General features: G+C 62.0%; 15 protein-coding genes. 10 read left to right on the plus strand and 5 right to left on the minus strand.

Features of this window, described 5'->3' with window-relative positions:
• Positions 1 to 14: 14 nt before the first annotated feature.
• Genes AC1DUR_RS02210 through AC1DUR_RS02230 form a run of 5 tightly spaced genes read left to right on the plus strand, consistent with a single transcriptional unit; the run spans position 15 to position 5747 of the window.
• Positions 15 to 890 carry a DODA-type extradiol aromatic ring-opening family dioxygenase gene (locus AC1DUR_RS02210; RefSeq protein WP_477717150.1) on the plus strand — a complete coding sequence of 292 codons (876 nt, stop codon included), beginning with the start codon at positions 15 to 17 and terminating at the stop codon, positions 888 to 890.
• The gene (locus AC1DUR_RS02215; RefSeq protein ID WP_477717151.1) at positions 887 to 1837 is read left to right on the plus strand and encodes a fumarylacetoacetate hydrolase family protein; all 951 of its coding nucleotides are present in this window, start codon (positions 887 to 889) and stop codon (positions 1835 to 1837) included. Before AC1DUR_RS02210 ends, AC1DUR_RS02215 begins: the two co-directional genes overlap by 4 nt.
• Complete coding sequence (locus tag AC1DUR_RS02220; RefSeq protein WP_477717152.1) at positions 1834 to 2820, plus strand: 2-dehydropantoate 2-reductase; 987 nt, start codon at positions 1834 to 1836, stop codon at positions 2818 to 2820. The genes AC1DUR_RS02215 and AC1DUR_RS02220 overlap by 4 nt, the downstream gene beginning before the upstream one ends.
• Positions 2817 to 4265, plus strand: coding sequence for an aldehyde dehydrogenase family protein (locus AC1DUR_RS02225; RefSeq protein WP_477717153.1), 1449 nt, complete (start codon positions 2817 to 2819; stop codon positions 4263 to 4265). Before AC1DUR_RS02220 ends, AC1DUR_RS02225 begins: the two co-directional genes overlap by 4 nt.
• Positions 4266 to 4307: 42 nt before the next feature.
• Complete coding sequence (locus AC1DUR_RS02230) at positions 4308 to 5747, plus strand: FAD-binding oxidoreductase (protein WP_477717154.1); 1440 nt, start codon at positions 4308 to 4310, stop codon at positions 5745 to 5747.
• Positions 5748 to 5796: 49 nt separating this feature from the next.
• On the opposite strand, the gene AC1DUR_RS02235 is transcribed toward AC1DUR_RS02230, so the two are convergent.
• The 4 genes from AC1DUR_RS02235 to AC1DUR_RS02250 all read right to left on the minus strand — a co-directional run bounded on the left by AC1DUR_RS02235 (position 5797) and on the right by AC1DUR_RS02250 (position 9150).
• Positions 5797 to 6909 carry a transglutaminase-like domain-containing protein gene (locus tag AC1DUR_RS02235; protein WP_477717155.1) on the minus strand — a complete coding sequence of 371 codons (1113 nt, stop codon included), beginning with the start codon at positions 6907 to 6909 and terminating at the stop codon, positions 5797 to 5799.
• Between the two features lie 165 nt (positions 6910 to 7074).
• Positions 7075 to 7623 carry a TlpA disulfide reductase family protein gene (locus tag AC1DUR_RS02240; protein WP_477717156.1) on the minus strand — a complete coding sequence of 183 codons (549 nt, stop codon included), beginning with the start codon at positions 7621 to 7623 and terminating at the stop codon, positions 7075 to 7077.
• Between the two features lie 161 nt (positions 7624 to 7784).
• Complete coding sequence (locus tag AC1DUR_RS02245; protein ID WP_477717157.1) at positions 7785 to 8699, minus strand: amino acid ABC transporter substrate-binding protein; 915 nt, start codon at positions 8697 to 8699, stop codon at positions 7785 to 7787.
• Positions 8700 to 8715: 16 nt separating this feature from the next.
• Positions 8716 to 9150 carry a VOC family protein gene (locus tag AC1DUR_RS02250; RefSeq protein WP_477717158.1) on the minus strand — a complete coding sequence of 145 codons (435 nt, stop codon included), beginning with the start codon at positions 9148 to 9150 and terminating at the stop codon, positions 8716 to 8718.
• A gap of 112 nt (positions 9151 to 9262) precedes the next feature.
• Here AC1DUR_RS02250 and AC1DUR_RS02255 point away from each other — a divergent pair, with 112 nt between their 5' ends.
• Together AC1DUR_RS02255 and egtD are read left to right on the plus strand one after the other, a co-directional pair.
• A complete protein-coding gene (locus AC1DUR_RS02255) occupies positions 9263 to 10153 on the plus strand; it encodes a LysR family transcriptional regulator (protein WP_477717159.1) in 891 nt (296 codons plus the stop codon).
• A 148-nt stretch (positions 10154 to 10301) separates the two neighbouring features.
• A complete protein-coding gene (egtD, locus tag AC1DUR_RS02260; protein WP_477717160.1) occupies positions 10302 to 11345 on the plus strand; it encodes an L-histidine N(alpha)-methyltransferase in 1044 nt (347 codons plus the stop codon).
• A gap of 106 nt (positions 11346 to 11451) precedes the next feature.
• On the opposite strand, the gene alaS is transcribed toward egtD, so the two are convergent.
• Positions 11452 to 14076, minus strand: a complete 2625-nt coding sequence (gene alaS, locus AC1DUR_RS02265; RefSeq protein ID WP_477717161.1) for an alanine--tRNA ligase — start codon at positions 14074 to 14076, stop codon at positions 11452 to 11454.
• A gap of 658 nt (positions 14077 to 14734) precedes the next feature.
• Between alaS and AC1DUR_RS02270 the strand changes: the two genes are divergently transcribed.
• From AC1DUR_RS02270 to AC1DUR_RS02280, 3 genes are all read left to right on the plus strand, one after another.
• Positions 14735 to 15649 carry a dihydrodipicolinate synthase family protein gene (locus AC1DUR_RS02270; RefSeq protein ID WP_477717162.1) on the plus strand — a complete coding sequence of 305 codons (915 nt, stop codon included), beginning with the start codon at positions 14735 to 14737 and terminating at the stop codon, positions 15647 to 15649.
• A 40-nt stretch (positions 15650 to 15689) separates the two neighbouring features.
• Positions 15690 to 16823: a branched-chain amino acid ABC transporter substrate-binding protein gene (locus AC1DUR_RS02275; RefSeq protein ID WP_477717163.1), complete on the plus strand. Its 1134-nt coding sequence runs from the start codon at positions 15690 to 15692 to the stop codon at positions 16821 to 16823.
• A 122-nt stretch (positions 16824 to 16945) separates the two neighbouring features.
• Positions 16946 to 18013, plus strand: coding sequence for a proline racemase family protein (locus AC1DUR_RS02280; protein WP_477717164.1), 1068 nt, complete (start codon positions 16946 to 16948; stop codon positions 18011 to 18013).

The following is an 18013-nucleotide window of genomic DNA, read 5'->3' on the forward strand; positions in this document are numbered from 1 at the left end:
AAAGGAAACATACCATGGGACATATCGTGGGCGCCGCCCTCGTCTCGCACCACCCCGGCCTGATGCAGTGCGAAGAGTTTCGCGTGCTGCAGGGCGCGGGCTCGGATTCAGACCTCATCCCCGGCTATGCCCGGCTACGCGAGAAGATCACTGCAGCCAAGCCTGATGTGGTGGTGGTCTTTGACAGCCACTGGTTCACCACCGGCTACCACATGGTGGACGGCGCGGCGCGCTACCAGGGCAACTACATCTCGGACGAAATGCCCTGGTATTTGCACGGCGTGCCCTACGACTACCGCGGCCACCCCGAACTGGCGCTCGCGATTGAAGCCGTGTCGCGCGAGCAAGGCGGCTACAACCGCGTCATCAACCACCCCGAGCTGGGCAAGCAATATGCCACCATCAACCTGGTCAAGCACCTGCGGCTGGAGCTGGCCGATATTCCGGTGGTGACCGTCAGTTCCTGCCAGAACTGCGACTGGAAGCACTTCCTGAAATCGGGCGAGGCGATTGGCGAGGCCGTGCGTCGCAGCGACCTGAAGGTGGTCTTGCTGGCCTCCGGCGCCCTCAGCCACAAGTTCAACCCGATTGACTGGAAGCCGAACCATCCGCGCATCTTCCACGAGAGCAATGTCTCGCGGCCCGAGAACATCGCCAGCGACAAGGGGGCCATCGCATTGATGGAGCAAGGCCGCCACGACAGCGTGCTGGAGCGCTGGGACGACGAGTACCGCAAAAAACCGTGGGAGGCTTTTGGTGCGCACTACCTGCAGATGCTGGGCGCCATGGGCGGGGCGGCCTGCCGGGCCAAGGGCGAGCCTTTGTCGGCCTATGAAAACGCCCGCGGCACAGGGAATATCCATATGTGGTTTGACCAGGAGGCAGCATGAACTTTGAATTCCCCTTAAAAGAACTCCCTGCCGTGATGCGCGGCCCGCGCGTGGAGCGCCGCCGCGTGCTGGTGGGCGGCAGCGCCTACTGGGGCACCATCATCGAAGACGGCCCCGGGCAAGGCCTGCTGCGCCTGGACGACAGCCGCGTGGTCGACCCCGCCACGGTGCAGCACCTGCCGCCGGTCGCGCCCAGCAAGATCATCGCCGTGCACATCTCCTACAGCTCGCGCAGCTTCGAGACGCGCAAGCAGCCCAAACCGACCGAGACCCCCACCTACTTCACCAAGCCGCCGACCTCGATCAACGGCCATGGCTGCGAAATTCTGAAGCCCGCCGACAGCCTGTACCTGAACTACGAGGGCGAGTACGCCGTGGTGATCGGCAAGACCTGCCGCAACGTGCTGCCCGACGAGGCCTGGGACTATATTGAAGGCTTTTGCCCGGCGCTGGACATGGGCCTGCAAAACTACCGCGATACCGACCAGGGCAGCATGCTGCGCGTCAAGGGCGCCGACACCCTGCTGCCGATCGGCCCCGGCATCGTCAAGGGCGTGAACCTGTTCGAGCAGACCCTGCGCACCTACCGCAACGGCCTGGTGGTGCAGGAAGCCCACATCGGCGACGAGACCATCTGGGGTCCGCACTACGTGATTGCCGACATTGCCCGCCACATCACCCTGCTGCCGGGCGACGTCATCCTGATGGGTACACCCTGCCACTCGCGCTCGGTCGATCCCGGCGATCTGGTGGAGTGCGAGATCACCGGGCTGGGCCGCCTGGCCGGCACGGTGGTGGCCATCCCCGCGCCACGCGCATCGGCCCTGGGTGTGGGGCATCAGCCCACCGACAGCCCCGAGGTACGACGCGTGGCCTTTGGTTTTGATGAACGGGTGCCGGAACGCTTCAAGGACAACTACCGGATCGCTGCCGAGAAAAACACATGAAAGTCACCATCGTGGGCGCCGGCGCCATAGGCGGCTTCATCGGTGCGCGTCTGGCCGCCGCCGGGCAATGCGATGTCAGCGCCCTCGCGCAGGGCGCCACACTCGCAGCCCTGCGCGAGCACGGCTGGCGCCTGAATCAGGGCGGAAAATTGCTGCAAACGCCGGCCAGGGCGTCAGACCAGGCGGGCGAGCTGGGTCCGCAGGATCTGGTGATCGTTGCGCTCAAGGGGCCGGTTCTATCGAGCGTCGCGCCCTCCATTGCGGCGCTGATCGGTCCTGACACCGTGGTGCTGCCCGCCATGAACGGCGTGCCGTGGTGGTTTGGCATGGGCACGGCCATCGGCGACGCGCCGCTGCAAAGCGTAGACCCCGGCGGCACCATTGCCAGTTTCATTCCCTTGCAACACGTGCTGGGCTGTGTGGTCCATGCCAGCGCCAGCCGCGGCGCCCCCGGCATCGTGAAGCACATCATGGGCCAGGGCCTGATCCTGGGCGAGGCGGCCGGCGGCGAATCGACGCGGGCCACGCGCGTGGGCGCGTTGCTCAGCGGCGCGGGCTTCGATGTGACCGTGTCCCCGAACGTGCGCTACGACATCTGGTACAAGCTCTGGGGCAACCTGACCATGAACCCGGTGTCAGCCATCACCGGGGCCAGCATCGACCGCCTGCTGGCCGACCCGCTGGTTCGCGAGTTCTGCTCCAGCGCCATGCGCGAGGCCGCCGCGATCGGTCGGCACATCGGCTGCGACATCACGCAAAACCCGGAGGACCGCCACGCGATCACGGCCAGGCTGGGAGCATTCAAAACCTCCATGCTGCAAGACGCAGAAGCCGGGCGTGCCATCGAGCTCGACAGCATCGTCACCGCGGTGCACGAGATAGGCCTGCGCCTGAACGTCCCCACGCCGAGTATCGATGCGCTGCTGGGGCTGGCACGGCTGTTTGGCCGCGTTCACAAACTCTATCCCGAGGAACCGGCATGAAACTCAACTTCATCGCGGGCGAATGGCTGGCGGGCGACGGCGCCGGGGACAACATCAACCCCAGCGACACGCGCGACCTGATCGGCCGCTACACCCGCGCCACCACCGCACAGGCCGAAATGGCGATTGCGGCCGCCCATGCGGCCGCCCCCGCCTGGGCCGCCTTTCCCGTGCAACAGCGTGCCGAGGCGCTGGAGGCCGTGGGCATTGAAATCCTGGCGCGCCGCGCCGAGCTGGGCGAACTGCTGGCCCGCGAGGAAGGCAAGACCCTGGCCGAAGCCGTCGGCGAGGTGGTGCGCGCCGGCCACATCTTCAAGTTCTTCGCCGGTGAAGTGCTGCGCCCCGGCGGCGAACTGCTGCCCTCGGTGCGGCCGGGCATGAGCGTTGAGATCACGCGCGAACCGGTCGGCGTGATCAGCATCATCACGCCGTGGAACTTCCCGATGGCGATTCCGGCCTGGAAGATTGCGCCGGCCCTGGCCTATGGCAACACGGTGGTGTTCAAACCGGCGGATCTGGTGCCAGGCAGCGCCTGGGCGCTGGCCGAGATACTGAGCAGGGCCGGGCTGCCCGCCGGCACCTTCAACCTGGTCATGGGCCGCGGCCGCGACGTCGGCAACACCTTGCTCAACGATGCACGCGTGGCAGCCGTGACCTTCACCGGATCCGACGCCACCGGGCGCAAGGTGGCCCAGGCCTGTGTGGGCCGCAAAGGCCCCATGGCCAAGTTCCAGCTGGAAATGGGCGGCAAGAATCCGCTGGTGGTGCTGGACGATGCCGATCTGGACGTGGCGGTGAACGTCGCCATCAACGGCGCCTTCTACGGCACCGGACAACGCTGCACCGCGTCCTCGCGCCTGGTGGTGACCCAGGGCATTCACGACCGCTTCGTCAGCGCCATGGTGGACAGGCTGCACGGCCTGGTGGTGGGCAACGCACGCCACAGCGCCACGCACATCGGCCCCGTGGTCGATGCCAGCCAGTTGGCGCAGGACCTGGCCTATATCGCCATCGGCCAGGACGAAGGCGCGCGGCTCGCTTTTGGCGGCGCGGCGTTTGAAGTCAATGCCCAGGGCGAGCCCGGGCATTACCTGCAACCCACGCTGTTCACCGAAACCAGCAACGCGATGCGCCTGAACCGCGAAGAGATATTTGGCCCGGTGGCCAGTGTCATCCGGGTCAAGGACGCCGAAGAAGCCCTGGCGGTGGCCAACGACACCGAGTTCGGCCTGTCCGCCGGGGTATGTACCACCTCGCTGCGCCATGCCGCGCACTTCAAGCGTCAGCTGCAGGCTGGCATGGTGATGGTGAATGCCCCGACCGCTGGCGTCGATCCCCATGTGCCCTTTGGCGGGCGCAAGGGGTCCAGCCATGGTTCGCGCGAGCAGGGGCGCTACGCGGCGGAGTTCTACACAACGGTCAAGACCGCCTACGTTCAGCCCTGACAACACCCCCTGACAACACCCCCCAGCAACGCCCTTAAAGCCATGAACACACCCACAAATATCCACGCGCAACAAGGACATCGCCAGCAGCTTGCGGGCGGTGATGCCATTGCCGCGCTGATCGCCGAACTCGGTGCAGACTGCGTGCTGACGGGCGCTGCGGTGCTTGAGCGCCAGACTGCGGACTGGAGTGGTGCAGCATCGGCGTTGACGCCGGCTGCGCTGCTGCTGCCCCGCACACCTGCACAAGTGGCTCAAGCGGTGCGCATGTGCATGCGCTTGGGTCAGCCGCTCTGCGTCCAGGGTGGCTTGACGGGGCTGGCCGGCGGTGCAAACCCGCAACACGGCGAGATCATCCTGTCACTGCAACGCCTGAACGCCATCGAGGATTTCGATTCGGTGGGCGGTACCGTGGTGGTTCAGGCAGGCGTCACGCTTGAGCAGCTGCAAACAGCCGCCACTCAACAAGGCTGGTTCTTTCCGCTCGACCTGGGTGCCCGCGGCTCTTGCCAGCTCGGTGGCAATGCGGCCACCAATGCAGGCGGCAATCGCGTCCTGCGCTACGGCATGATGCGCGAATCAGTGCTGGGACTGGAAGTTGTACTGGCCGATGGAACCCTGCTGACCATGCTCGACCGGGTGATCAAGAACAACGCGGGCTTTGATTTGAAGCATCTGTTCGTCGGAACAGAAGGAACGCTCGGCATCATCACCCGCTTGTCTCTCAAGCTGGCGCCGGCGCCGCTGTCCAGTTGCACGGTGCTGTGCGCGGTCAAGGATTTCACGGCCGCAACGCAGCTGCTGCGAGAGGCCAGGCGCAAACTTCCAGAGCTGTCGGCGTTCGAACTCATGTGGAGCGATTTCTTCGAGGCCAGCGCGAAGGCCATCCACAGGACGTCGCCCTTCACCCAGCCGTATCCGCTCTATGTACTGATCGAAACACTGGGCGGCGACCCTGACGCGAGCACTGCTGCCATCGAGCGCTTCCTGGAAACGGAGATGGAGAACGGGCTGGTGGCCGATGCAGTCGTGGCGCAATCCGTCGAGCAGGCGACGCAGCTCTGGGCATTTCGCGAAGGAATCAGTGAACTGCTATCGCATTTGCGCCCGTGTGCCGCATTTGACGTCAGCGTTGCCGTCCCCAAAATGGACGACCTGGTCTGCCAGTTGCGCGCGTTGCTGGAGCAGAAGTACCCGACTCAGCAGCATCTCTTTTTCGGACATCTCGGCGACGGCAACCTGCATTTGATCAGTGGGCCGATCCCGGACGCGACGCAACTCGAAGCACTCGAGGAATTGGTCTATCAGGCTGTAGGGCTCGCGGACGGCAGCATCTCTGCAGAGCATGGCATCGGTGTGGTGAAGAAGCCTTTTCTTCACCACAGTCGCGACGCAGCAGAGCTCCATGTCATGCGGCAACTCAAGCAACTGCTCGATCCGGGACAGATACTCAATCCGGGGCGCGTCGTCGACGCCGTGTGAGCAGCCATTTGAGCGATTTCGGGCTACAAGCCAGTTCGCAGTATCAGCCTCAAGCCCTGATTTCCTTGGCCGTGATCTGGTACTTGAAATCATCCGGTGCATACGAGTCAAAGCGCCCGGCTGGGTTTTCTGCTGTCGGGTACATGAAAAAGCCGAGCTTCTCACCCGTGGAATGGGGCAAAGCCAGATCATGGGCGGTGTTGTAGGCCATCCAGTTGCCTTCCCAACCGCCAAACAGCGCCTTGTTGACCGGGGCCACCACCGGGTTGACCGTGGTTTTGATCCAGTCGGCGGTTTCCAGACGCATGACCTTGGCCACGTCGGCCGGGTCCATCGCCACCCAGCCGTAGCCTTTCAGGTAAGCCTCGGAGCGGCAGTGCTGCGCGCCCTTCAGGCTGGCCGGGTTGCCTGACAGCTCCTTGTAGCCAAAGGCCGACGGCACCAGGCGGATGCCATACACGTCGCGTGCGGGGATGCCCACCGAGCGGCAGAGGCCGACAAACAGCGCGTTCAGGTCGGCGCATTTGCCGCCCAGGTTGCCGGTTTCCAGCATGGTCTTGATGTCGCCTTCGCCGCAGCCGCGCACCTTGGGGTCGCGGTAGGTGTTGGCCACGATCCAGTCGTAAATCAGCCGGGTTTTTTCCACATCGGTTTTGGCGCCCTTGGTGGCGTCGAGTGCCGTCTTGCGCACGATGCCGTCGGTCGGCAGGAATTTGGTGGGGCGTGTGAAATAACGCAGCGTGTCGGCGTCTTCTGGCCTGGCGGTTTTTTGCGACCAGTCCACGGCGCGGCCCTGGGTCTGCACGCGGCTGGTCAGCTCGATGAAGGGCCTGGCTTCGCCTTCTGCAAACTCGGCATAAAGCATCTTGGCGCCGTCCTTGCCGTCGTCGGTCAGGTCGGTCGTGCCGTTGCTTGAAAAGCTGCTTTCAAAGCTACGCTGGTAGTCGCTGTTGACCGAGGGAATCGGCAGCCAGACCTTGGTCACCCCCTGGGGTTTGAGGATGTCCACCCGGGTGGTCACTTCAAAGGTGCGCCAGGCACCGCTTTGTGGCGCAAAGTGGCTGCGCTGCGCAGGCGTTTGCGCAAAATTGAGGCTGGGCAGCGCTGCGGCCATGGCGGCAGCCGCGGTGTTTTTGAGGAAGGTACGGCGTACGGTGGTCATGAAGAGATCTCCGGATGAAAAAGGGTAACGTGCATCGGGGCAGGTAAAGGTGCCCCGAGATGTTCAGGGTCGAGCCCTGGCCAGTTTGGCAAGCGGCGCGAGCAGCCCGCCAATTATCGCTGGCGCGAAAGACAAGGCAACCCACAAGAGTCACCCCGGACAGCATCAGGGTTTCATCAGCCCGGCAATCAGCTTCTCGGCTGCGCTGCTGGTCCAGTCCACCTCGCCCCGCACGCGCAGCCGGGGCTGCCCCCGGCTGTCCAGCATCAGGGTGGTGGGAAACACTTTCACGCCCCACTGGCGCGCCGTCCGGCCGTCGCTGTCCAGCAAAACCGGCATGGTCACCCCCGTGGTTTTGGCAAACTGAATCGCGCGTGCGGCGGGTTCCTTGAAGTTGATGGCCAGCACCAGCAGCTTGTCAGGGCCATAGAGGTCTGCCACCTGCTGCAGCGTGGGCATTTCGGCACGGCAAGGCTCGCACCAGCTGGCCCAGAAATTCAGCAGCACCGCCCGGCCGCGCAAATCGGCCAATTGCCAGGTTTTGCCGGTGGTGTCCAGCAGGCCGAACGCAGACACCGGGCCGGCCCATGTGCTGACCTCATAGGCCGGTCCAGTGAGGCCCTGGGCATCGGCCACAGGCACAAGGGCTGCGCCGGCGGCGGCCACTAGCGTACTTCGCAGAAAAACGCGGCGGGAAAAGATGGCTGTGGACATGGCAGACTGGGTCACGAAAAATCGGGTACCAAATTTGGCAGAAAAGCGCCAAAAAAGAAGGTTGCGTCCCCAGAGCGTAACAAAACCGATCACCACTTGCCTTCAAGACCATTAACTCCCACAAACGCGGCAGCCAATGGCCGCATGAGGTTTTGCCTGCCTCATTTCTTCACATAGTCCTCAAGCGGCTTGTCGCTCGGATTGGCCCAGGCCGCCTTGGTCAACGTGGATGCCGGCAGCCCGACCCGGGTATTGTTGGGCGGAATCGCCTGCACAAACCATTTGTCGTACAGCGCCGCAACCTCGCCGCTTTTGGCCAGGGCCCTGATGCTGGCATCGACCGCCTGTTTAAAAAGTGGGTCATCCTTGGGCAGCATGATGGCAATCGGCTCGACGCTCAGCACTTCGTTCAGGATGCGGTAGTTGCCCGGCTGCTTGGACTGCGAAATCAGGGTCGCGAGTATCTGGCCGTCGGCAACAAAAGCGTCGGCACGGCCGCTCTCGAGCAGCAGGAAGCCCTCACTGTTGTCCTTGCCAAACAACTCCCTGAAATCAATGCCTGAGGTGCGCTCATGTTTGCGCAGCAACTGGACGGAAGTAGCCCCCGACGTTGTCGAGACCGATTTATTCGCCAGCTGGGCAATGCTGGTGATGCCTGAACTGCTTTTTACCGCGATGCGTACTTCCTCGATGTAAAGCGTGGGTGCGAACGCGACATCTTTTTGCCTGGTGGCGTTGTTGGTCGTTGTCCCGCACTCGATATCGACGGTGCCGTTTTGCACCAGCGGAATACGGTTTTGCGCCGTGACGAGCTGGTACTTGATGTCAAGCTTTTTCAAGCCAGCCTGTTTCTGGATATCGGCAAGAACCTTTTTGCAGACATCATGGTGAAAGCCGGCGTACTGGCCGTCGCCCAGCGAGTAAGACATCGCACCCGAGGCCTCGCGCACCCCCATGGTGATGGTTCCGGTTTCCCTGATCTTTTTGAGGATGTTCACCGGTTCGGCATGAGCGCAAGCGATCGCGAGCGTCGCTGCGGCCAGGGCAGCGGCTTTGAGAGACATGGTTTTGTTCATCAATGGCTCCTGTATCTTATTTGGCGAACAGGTTGTCGAGCGTCGCGAAGGCCTTGAACTCCAGGGCATTGCCGGACGGGTCGAGAAAGAACATGGTGGCCTGCTCGCCAGGCTCGCCCTTGAAGCGGATATTGGGCTCGATCACGAAGCGGGTGGCCGCGGCGGTGAGTTTGTCGGCCAGCGCCTGCCATTGCGACATCGACAGCACCGCGCCGAAGTGACGCACGGGAACCTCATGACCGTCGACCGCGCTCGTTTGTTTGTGGCCGCACTCATCCGGTGCGAGATGAGCCACGATCTGGTGGCCATAAAAGTTGAAGTCCACCCATTCCGTCGAGCTGCGGCCTTCGGGACAGCCTAGCAAGTCGCCATAGAACTGGCGCGCCACGGCGATGTCATGGACGGGAAATGCAAGATGAAACGGTGGATTGGCAGCGTGGGGTGTCGTCATGTTGGGGCCTTTAAGGCGGGTTTGAAAAGATGTCTGCACTGTAGAAGCGTTAACTGATCATGAAAAGCGATATATATTTGCACTGAGAAACAAAATAATCGATGATTCGAACGTGATCACAGAACTACGCACCTTTATCGCGGTTGTCCGCCACGGTACGTTTGCTGCGGCGGGCGAGCGTATTGGCCTGACCCAGTCCGCCGTCAGCAGCCAGATCAAGCGCCTCGAGGAATCTCTAGGCTTTGAGCTTTTTGACCGCACCCGGCGCGCTGCGACGCTCAACGCGGCCGGAGCCATGACGCTGGCGCGAGCCGAAGAAATCGTTGCCCTGTTCTCGAAACTCGGTGACCTGCCGGACGATGACAGCGCCGATGGCCTGCTGCGCATCGGGGCCATCGCTTCGGTTCAATCTTCGCTGTTGCCTCGCGCGCTTGCGCCGATGCGGCAGAAGTATCCCAAGCTGCGCCTGAACCTGGCGCCGGGTGTGTCCATGCATCTGATGGACCAGCTCGACGCCGGGGAGATCGATGTGGCCATTACGATCCGGCCGCCGTTCGGCATGTTGCCCGAATTGACCTGGGAGGCGCTGATCCATGAGCCTTTCATGCTGGTCGTGCCTGCCGCCCTCAGAGGCAATGACTGGCGCAAGCTGATACAGAAACACCCCTTTCTCCGTTATGAACGAAAGTCTTTCGGGGGGCGCATGGTTGAGCGGTTTTTGCGCGACATGCAGCTGCCCGTACACGAATCGATCGAACTCGACGAAATTCAGGGCCTGATCCAGCTGGTATCCAATGGCCTGGGGGTGGCATTGATACCGATGGTCGAAGCCCATCTTCCGCTGCCCGGGAATGTGCGGGCCATTTCACTCGGAGAACACACGTTTTATCGTGAGGTCGGCATACTCCAGCGAACCGCAAAAGCCAGCCAGCCGATGGTCAGCCAGCTGGCGCAATGCCTGCGCGATGCTGCCGCAGTTGCCGCAGCTGCCCCTGGTGTTTGACCCTTTGCGCACTGAACAGCACGCTCACGGGCTGATAAAAGGGGGCGTGGAGCGGCCCGCCCTCTTGCGCTCAAAGCGATTAAGTCCTACAAACGCAGCAGCCAAACCGCTTTCAAATCTATAGTCATTTTCAGCTTCGAAGTCGATTTTGAAACTCCCACTCAACACTCCCGACCTGTCGCTTGCACTGCAGCCAGCGTCCCCGCAGTTCATCGACCTCTACAGCCTCTATGGCCGTCAAGCCGAACTGCAGCCGGGGCGAAGCCTCAGCACGGCGCAAGAATTGACCTCAGGGCTGTGTGCGGCAGCGGCCAGTATTGCGCCAAAATTTTTCTACAACGCGCTGGGCTCCAAACTGTTTGAAGCCATCACCGAGCTGGACGAGTACTACCCCACCCGTACCGAGGCGGGTATTTTTGAAGTGTCTTACACGCTGATGGCCAACGCCCTTGCTGAGGCTGGCATCACCAAGCCGTGCTTGATTGACCTGGGCGCGGGCAACTGCGCCAAGGCGATGGCACTGATTCCGCATCTGACGCCAAATCAATACGTGCCGGTGGATATTTCGGTGGATTTTTTACGGATTTCGGCCGAACGGGTGCAAACCAGTTTCCCCACGCTGGACATCGTCGGGCTGGGCATGGACTTTTCAGCCGACCTGGCTTTGCCCGACACCATTCAAAGCCACGACCGGGTATTTTTCTACCCGGGCTCCAGCCTGGGCAACTTCTCGCCGGATCAGGCTTTGCAGTTTTTACAGCACATGGCCGACCCCGCACGGGGCAAGGCACGCGGCCTGCTGCTGGGGATTGACCTGGTCAAGGACATCGCCACACTGGAAGCTGCTTACGACGATGCGCTGGGCGTGACGGCGGCTTTCAATAAAAACCTGCTGCTCAACGTCAACACACTGCTGCAGTCGGATTTTGAGGTGCGCCAATGGCGGCATGTGGCGCTGTTCAATGTGGCCCAATCACGCATTGAAATGCATCTGAAAGCAAGCTGCGACCTGACCGTTCGCTGGCCGGGTCATGAGCGCCGGTTCAGCGCCGGTGAGCGCATCCACACCGAAAACTCCTACAAATACACGCTGGAGGGCATGACGGCACTGCTGCACCAGGCCGGGTTCAGGCATGTGGAGCACTGGAGCGACCCGAAGCACTGGTTTGCCGTGTTCTGGGCAGCGGTTTAAGGCTTGGCTCGTTATTGGCCTGTAAGCCATTCATGACAAGGGGAGCAAGCTACCCATAAGATAGCGAGCCACCCCGCTGCCTGAACCCGGTCCTGGCCAGGTGCGCTCAGACGCGCTCAGTCACCCAGGCTTGCACCGATTTGAGCGCATCACCCAGCTTGGACGCGTCCGTGCCGCCTGCCATGGCCATGTCAGCCTTGCCGCCGCCCTTGCCGCCCACTTGCTGGGCCACAAAGTTGACGAGCTCACCGGCCTTGACTTTGCCCACGCTGTCAGGCGTGACGCCCGCAGCGATCTGGACCTTGTCGCCCTCTACCGCGGCCAGCACGATAACGGCCGTTTTGAGTTTGTCCTTGAGCTTGTCCATGGTCTCGCGCAGCGTCCTGGCATCGGCGCCCTCCAGCCGGGCCGCCAGAACCTTCAGGCCCTTGACGTCGATCGCCTGCGCCATCAGCTCATCGCCCTGCGATGACGCCAGCTTGCCCTTGAGGGCGGCGATTTCTTTCTCCAGCGACTTGACCTGGTCCAGCACCTGGCCAACGCGGTTTTGCAGCTCGGACGGGCTGGCCTTCAGCGAGCTAGCGGCGGCCTGAACCGTGGATTCGAGCGACTGCAGGTAAGCCAGCGCGTTCTCGCCGGTGACGGCCTCGACACGGCGCACCCCGGCGGCCACGCCGCCCTCGGCCACAATTTTGAACAGGCCGATGTCACCGGTACGCGTCACGTGGGTGCCGCCGCACAGCTCCTTGCTCGAGCCAATGCTCAGCACACGCACCTTGTCGCCGTATTTCTCGCCAAACAGCATCATGGCGCCGCTTTTCTGCGCGGCTTCCATATCCATCACGGTGGCGTCGGTCGCCACGTTGGACAGGATCTCGGCATTGACGCGCGCTTCGATCTCGCGAATCTGCTCGTCGGTCACGGGTGCGTTGTGCGCAAAGTCGAAGCGCGTGCGCTCGGCATTCACCAGGCTGCCCTTTTGCTGCACATGCTCGCCCAGCACTTCGCGCAAGGCCTTGTGCATCAGGTGGGTGGCGCTGTGGTTGCGCACGGTGGCGGCGCGCACGGCCAGATTGACACGCGCGTTGACATGATCACCCACATTCAGTGTGCCCTGCTCCACCGTGCCATGGTGACCGTACACGTCCGACTTGATCTTGAGCGTGTCGCCCACGGCAAAATGCGCCGAGCCGCTGATCAGCTCGCCCTCATCACCGACCTGACCGCCGCTTTCCGCATAGAACGGGGTGGTGTCCAGCACCACCACGCCGCTTTGCCCTGCTGTCAGGGCCGCGACGGGCACGCCGTCTGCGTACAGCGCCACGATTTTTGCGGTTTCTTCCAGACGCTCGTAACCGGTGAAGGTATTGCCGCTGCCGGTGTACTCGAGCGCGCGGTCCATCTTGAACTTGCCGGCGGCGCGCGCCTGGTTTTTCTGCCTGTCCATTGCCGCGTTGAAGCCGGCCTCGTCCACGTCCACGCCGCGCTCGCGGCAAACGTCGGCCGACAAGTCAAGCGGGAAGCCATAGGTGTCATGCAGCTTGAAGGCGACATCGCCGGGCAATACCTTGGCGCCTCCGGCGAGCGCCGTGTCCAGAATCTGCATGCCGATTTCCAGCGTCTCGAAGAAGCGCTCTTCCTCGGCCTTGAGAACGGCAGTGATGCGCGCCTCATCGGTCTTGAGCTTGGGATAGGCATCGCCCATCAGCCTGGCCAGGTCGGCCACCAGCTTGTGGAAAAACGGCGTCTTATTGCCCAGCTTGTAGCCATGGCGGATCGCGCGGCGCACGATGCGGCGCTGCACATAGCCGCGGCCTTCGTTGGAAGGGTTGACGCCGTCGCTCACCAGAAACGCCGTGGCCCGGATGTGGTCGGCAATCACGCGCAGCGACTTGTTGTTCAGGTCTTTCTCACCCGTTTCGCGGGCGGCGGCCTTGATCAGCGCATCGAAAACATCGATCTCATAGTTGCTGTGCACATGCTGCAGGATGGCGGCAAGGCGCTCCAGCCCCATGCCCGTGTCCACGCAGGGTGCGGGCAGAGGTTTGACCGAGCCGTCGGGCTGCATGTCGAACTGCATGAACACGTTGTTCCAGATCTCGATATAGCGGTCGCCGTCCTGCTCGGGCGAGCCCGGCGGGCCTCCGGCAATCTCGGGGCCGTGGTCGTAAAAGATCTCGCTGCAGGGCCCGCAGGGGCCGGTGTCGGCCATCATCCAGAAATTGTCGCTGGCGTACTTGGCGCCCTTGTTGTCGCCGATGCGCACCACGCGTTCGGGCGGCAGGCCAATCTCCTTGGTCCAGATGTCGTAAGCCTCGTCGTCATCAATGTAGACGGTAGCCCACAGCTTGTCGGCCGGCAGCTTGTAGACGTCGGTCAGCAGTTCCCAGGCCCATTTCAGCGACTCGCGCTTGAAGTAGTCGCCAAAGCTCCAGTTACCCAGCATCTCGAAGAAAGTATGGTGGCGCGCGGTGTAGCCGACGTTTTCCAGGTCGTTGTGCTTGCCGCCGGCGCGCAGGCAGGCCTGCACGCTCGCGGCACGCACGTAGCTGCGCTTGTCGGTGCCCAGGAACACGTCCTTGAACTGCACCATGCCCGAGTTGGTGAACATCAGCGTCGGGTCGTTGCCCGGCACCAGCGAGCTGGACGGCACCACGGTGTGGCCCTTGGACGCGAAGAAGTCAAGAAAGCTTTTGCGGATGTCGGCAACGGTGAAATGAGGCGTGGTCATAGGCGAGGTGTGGACTCAATGGCTGAAAGGTATCCGGCTCCCCCTTGATCGGACTTGATCGGGCTTGCGCGCAGTCAGCGCTGGCGCTGTTGCATCGGACCGTTGATTATAAGTTTGCACCACCTGCAAGCGGCAGGCCTGGCGCGGAGGCCGCTTTTCAGCAGGGTCCAGCACCCGGGCCGCGTTGCTGGCAGCGCCTGCAGCGAGCTCATTCCAGATGTCGTGAGCCTCGTCGTCATCAATGTAGACGGGTAGCCCACCGCTTGCTGGCCGGCGTAGACATCGGCCAGCAGTTCCCTGGCCACCGGCGACCTCGGTCGTACCCATTGCGTCGAACCCTAAATGCCTGATTTGCCTGAACATTCAATTTATGGACTTGGGTCCCACCGGCTTGCCCCGCCCCCGACGGCCCTCTAGCATGGCCTCCGTGGGCGGCATGCGCGCCACTGAGGTGCCTGATGCGCCCCATTGGCACCAAACCGGACTGTGCGCTGCATTCTGACGCTGCAAATCCCTTCCATTACCGTAAAAAAGGCTGGCACGCAATCTGCTTAATACCCTAATAAGATATTTTAAATATCTTATTAATATATTTACCAGTTGCTAATTTCAACCAACTGCCCCATTCGGTTTCAACCCTCTCACTTAGGAGTCACCCTTGAAAAACCCCCTCTGGCAAGGTATTTTTCCCGCCATCACCACCAAATTCCACGCCGACGAAAGCATTGACGCCGAAGGCACGGCCAAGCATATCGACTTCCAGATCCGCAACGGCATTCACGGCCTCGTAACCTGCGGTTCGCTGGGCGAAGCCAGCACGCTGACGCTCGAAGAAAAACTCCAGGTCGCCAACATCGCCATCAAAGCCAGCAAGGGCCGCGTCCCGGTGCTCGCCAACGTGTCGGAAACCAGCACCCGCGAAGCGCTGCGCTACATCCATGGCGCCAACGAACTTGGCGTGGACGGGTTTATGGTCATGCCCTCGGTCATCTACGTGGCCGACGCTCGCGAGGCGATGCTGAATGTGCGCACCATGGCCGAGGCCGCTAAAAAGCCCATCATGGTCTACAACAACCCGGTCGCCTACCGCGTGGACCTCAAGCCCGAACACATGGTCGAGCTGGCCGATTGCGAATGGATTGTCGCCATCAAGGAAAGCTCCGACAACATACGCCGCATCACCGACCTGCGCAACACGGTGGGCAACCGCTATCAGCTCTTCCTGGGCGTGGATGACCTGGCTTACGAAGGCCTGGCGCTGGGCTGCGACGGCCTGCTCGCCGGCGTCGGCTGCACCTTCCCGCGCGAAACCGTGGCGCTGTACGACTTGATGAAAGCCGGCAAGTTCGCCGAGGCACTCAAGCTCTACCAGTGGATGACGCCGATGCTGCACCTGGACGTGTCCACCAAGCTGGTGCAGAACCTCAAATTGATCGACGTACTGGCCGGCGTGAGCACCGAGCACATGCGCCGTCCGCGCCTGCCCCTGATAGGTGCGGAGCGCGAAGCCATTGAAACGATCGTGAACAAAGCGCTGGCGACACGACCGGCTCAATACCAGTCGGTTGCCTGACGGCAGCCCTTTTAACGACCCGAAACTTTAGGAGACAGGTATGACAATCAACCCAAGCATGATTCCGCTTCTTGGCGTGATGGCGATTGCACTTGCAGGCCATGCGAATGCCCAGGAGCAGGTGGTAAAAATAGGCCACACCGGTCCGCTGTCAGGCGCCAACGCGTTTGCAGGGAAAGACAATGAAAATGGCGTGCGCCTGGCGATTGAAGAACTCAATGCCAGGAAAATCATGGTTGCGGGCAAAGCGCTCAAATTTGAACTGCACTCCGAAGATGACCAGTGCGACGCCAAGTCAGGCGTTAGCGCCGCCCAGAAACTGGTGGACAGCGGCGTCAAATTTGTCATGGGCCCCTATTGTTCAGGCGTTGCCATTCCTGCGTCGCGAGTCTATAGCGAGGGTGGCGCCATGATGTCCACGGTCGGCACCAATCCCAAAGTCACCCAGGGCGGCTACAAAAACCTGTTCCGCATCGTTGCCGCTGACAACCAAATTGGCTCCAGCATGGCGGTCTATGCGGCCAAAGTGCTCAAGGCCAAAAAAGTTGGCGTGATTGATGACCGCACCGCGTTTGGCCAGGGTGTGGCGGATGAATTCGTCAAGGAAGCCAAGAATCTGGGCCTCACCGTCGTGGGGCAAGAGTTCACCACGGACAAATCGGTTGACTTCTCATCGATATTGACCAACCTGAAATCCAAACAGCCCGAAGTTATTTTCTTTGGTGGCTATGCACCGCAAGCTGCACCGCTAACGCGGCAAATGAAGCAACTGGCGATGCCCGCAAAGTTATTGGGCGGCGATACGCTGTGCAGCCCGGAAATGGGAAAACTTGCAGCGGACGCTGTCAACGATACCGTTTTCTGCGCGCAAGGCGGTTCGATTCTTGAAAAAGCCACGGATGGCCCCGCATTCAAAGCGAAATACAAAAAACGTTTCAATCTTGATGCGGATGCCTATGCGGCTTCGTTTTACGACCAGACCTTGTTCATTGGCGAGGCCATGCAAAAAGCCAACTCGACAGACCCGAACAAAGTCGGCGCAGAAATCTATAAATCAAGTTACAAGGGAGTCGCCGGCACGTATGCCTACGACGAAAAAGGCAATATGAAACAGGCTCCTGTAACGGTTTTCACCTTCAAGAATGCTTTGCCGGTTCCACTGGCAAGTTATTGATGCGGCCTGTTTTCTTGAGCCGCTGAATTGAAGCAATAGGGCAATCTCACCTGCCCTGTTGTTTTCAATGTTTTCTTATGCATCTCACGGCACGAATCTTCAACGGCATGACTGAAACACCCATGAAACGCATCCAGATCATCGACTCCCACACGGGCGGCGAACCCACGCGCCTGGTCATTGATGGCTTCCCCGATTTGGGAAGCGGCAGCATGGCCGAGCGCCGCACCGTGCTGGCGCAGCAGCATGATGCCTGGCGCGCCGCCACGGTGCTGGAGCCGCGCGGCAGCGATGTCATCGTGGGTGCCTTGCTGTGTACGCCGGTCGCCGCCGATGCCAGTGCCGGCGTGATTTTTTTCAACAACACCGGCTATCTGGGCATGTGCGGCCACGGCACCATCGGGCTGGTGGCCACGCTGGCCCACATGGGCCGCATTCAGCCGGGCGTACACCGCATCGAGACGCCAGTGGGCACGGTCGAAGCCACGCTGCATGCGGACCGCTCGGTCAGCGTGCGCAACGTGCCCGCCTGGCGCCATCTGCACCAGGTCGCCGTGACCGTGCCGGGCCACGGAACAGTGCGCGGCGACGTGGCCTGGGGCGGCAACTGGTTCTTCCTGGTCAGCGAACATGGCCAGCGCGTGGCCAGCGACAACCTCGACGCCCTCACCGCCTACAGCTGGGCGCTGCGCGAAGCATTGGCGGCGCAGGGCATCACCGGTGCGGAGGGTGCCGAGATCGACCACATCGAACTGTTTGCAGAAGGGTCGCCCTCCGCCGGCAACCCATCGCCGAAGGCCAGCGTGGGTAGCAGCCAATTTTCCGACGGGCCGCCCCTAGGAAAATTAGCCCCCTCGGGGGGCAGCGCAGTACGCGAAGCGACAAGCGTGGGGGCCCAAATTCCGGATAGCCGCAATTTCGTGTTGTGCCCCGGCAAGGCCTACGACCGCTCACCCTGCGGCACCGGCACCAGCGCCAAGATCGCCTGCCTGGCGGCCGACGGCAAGCTCGCGCCGGGTGAAATCTGGCGCCAGGCCAGCGTGATCGGCAGCCAATTCGAAGCCAGCTTTGAGCGCGATGGCGACCACATCATCCCTACGCTGCGCGGGCGCGCCCATATGAGCGCAGAAGCCACGCTGCTGATCGAGGCCGACGACCCCTTTGGCTGGGGCATCCGGCTTCAAACTTGA

The sequence above is a fragment of the Polaromonas sp. P4_F4 genome (genome assembly GCF_056401355.1).

Excerpts from the sequence above, each read along its gene's own strand:
- AC1DUR_RS02280 (WP_477717164.1), top strand. The coding sequence starts at position 16,946 with ATGAAACGCATCCAGATCATCGACTCCCACACGGGCGGCGAACCCACG.
- AC1DUR_RS02275 (WP_477717163.1), top strand. The coding sequence starts at position 15,690 with ATGACAATCAACCCAAGCATGATTCCGCTTCTTGGCGTGATGGCGATT.
- AC1DUR_RS02225 (WP_477717153.1), top strand. The coding sequence starts at position 2,817 with ATGAAACTCAACTTCATCGCGGGCGAATGGCTGGCGGGCGACGGCGCC.
- AC1DUR_RS02235 (WP_477717155.1), bottom strand. The coding sequence starts at position 6,909 with ATGACCACCGTACGCCGTACCTTCCTCAAAAACACCGCGGCTGCCGCC.
- alaS (WP_477717161.1), bottom strand. The coding sequence starts at position 14,076 with ATGACCACGCCTCATTTCACCGTTGCCGACATCCGCAAAAGCTTTCTT.
- AC1DUR_RS02220 (WP_477717152.1), top strand. The coding sequence starts at position 1,834 with ATGAAAGTCACCATCGTGGGCGCCGGCGCCATAGGCGGCTTCATCGGT.
- AC1DUR_RS02245 (WP_477717157.1), bottom strand. The coding sequence starts at position 8,699 with ATGAACAAAACCATGTCTCTCAAAGCCGCTGCCCTGGCCGCAGCGACG.
- AC1DUR_RS02215 (WP_477717151.1), top strand. The coding sequence starts at position 887 with ATGAACTTTGAATTCCCCTTAAAAGAACTCCCTGCCGTGATGCGCGGC.
- AC1DUR_RS02210 (WP_477717150.1), top strand. The coding sequence starts at position 15 with ATGGGACATATCGTGGGCGCCGCCCTCGTCTCGCACCACCCCGGCCTG.
- AC1DUR_RS02230 (WP_477717154.1), top strand. The coding sequence starts at position 4,308 with ATGAACACACCCACAAATATCCACGCGCAACAAGGACATCGCCAGCAG.
- AC1DUR_RS02250 (WP_477717158.1), bottom strand. The coding sequence starts at position 9,150 with ATGACGACACCCCACGCTGCCAATCCACCGTTTCATCTTGCATTTCCC.
- AC1DUR_RS02240 (WP_477717156.1), bottom strand. The coding sequence starts at position 7,623 with ATGTCCACAGCCATCTTTTCCCGCCGCGTTTTTCTGCGAAGTACGCTA.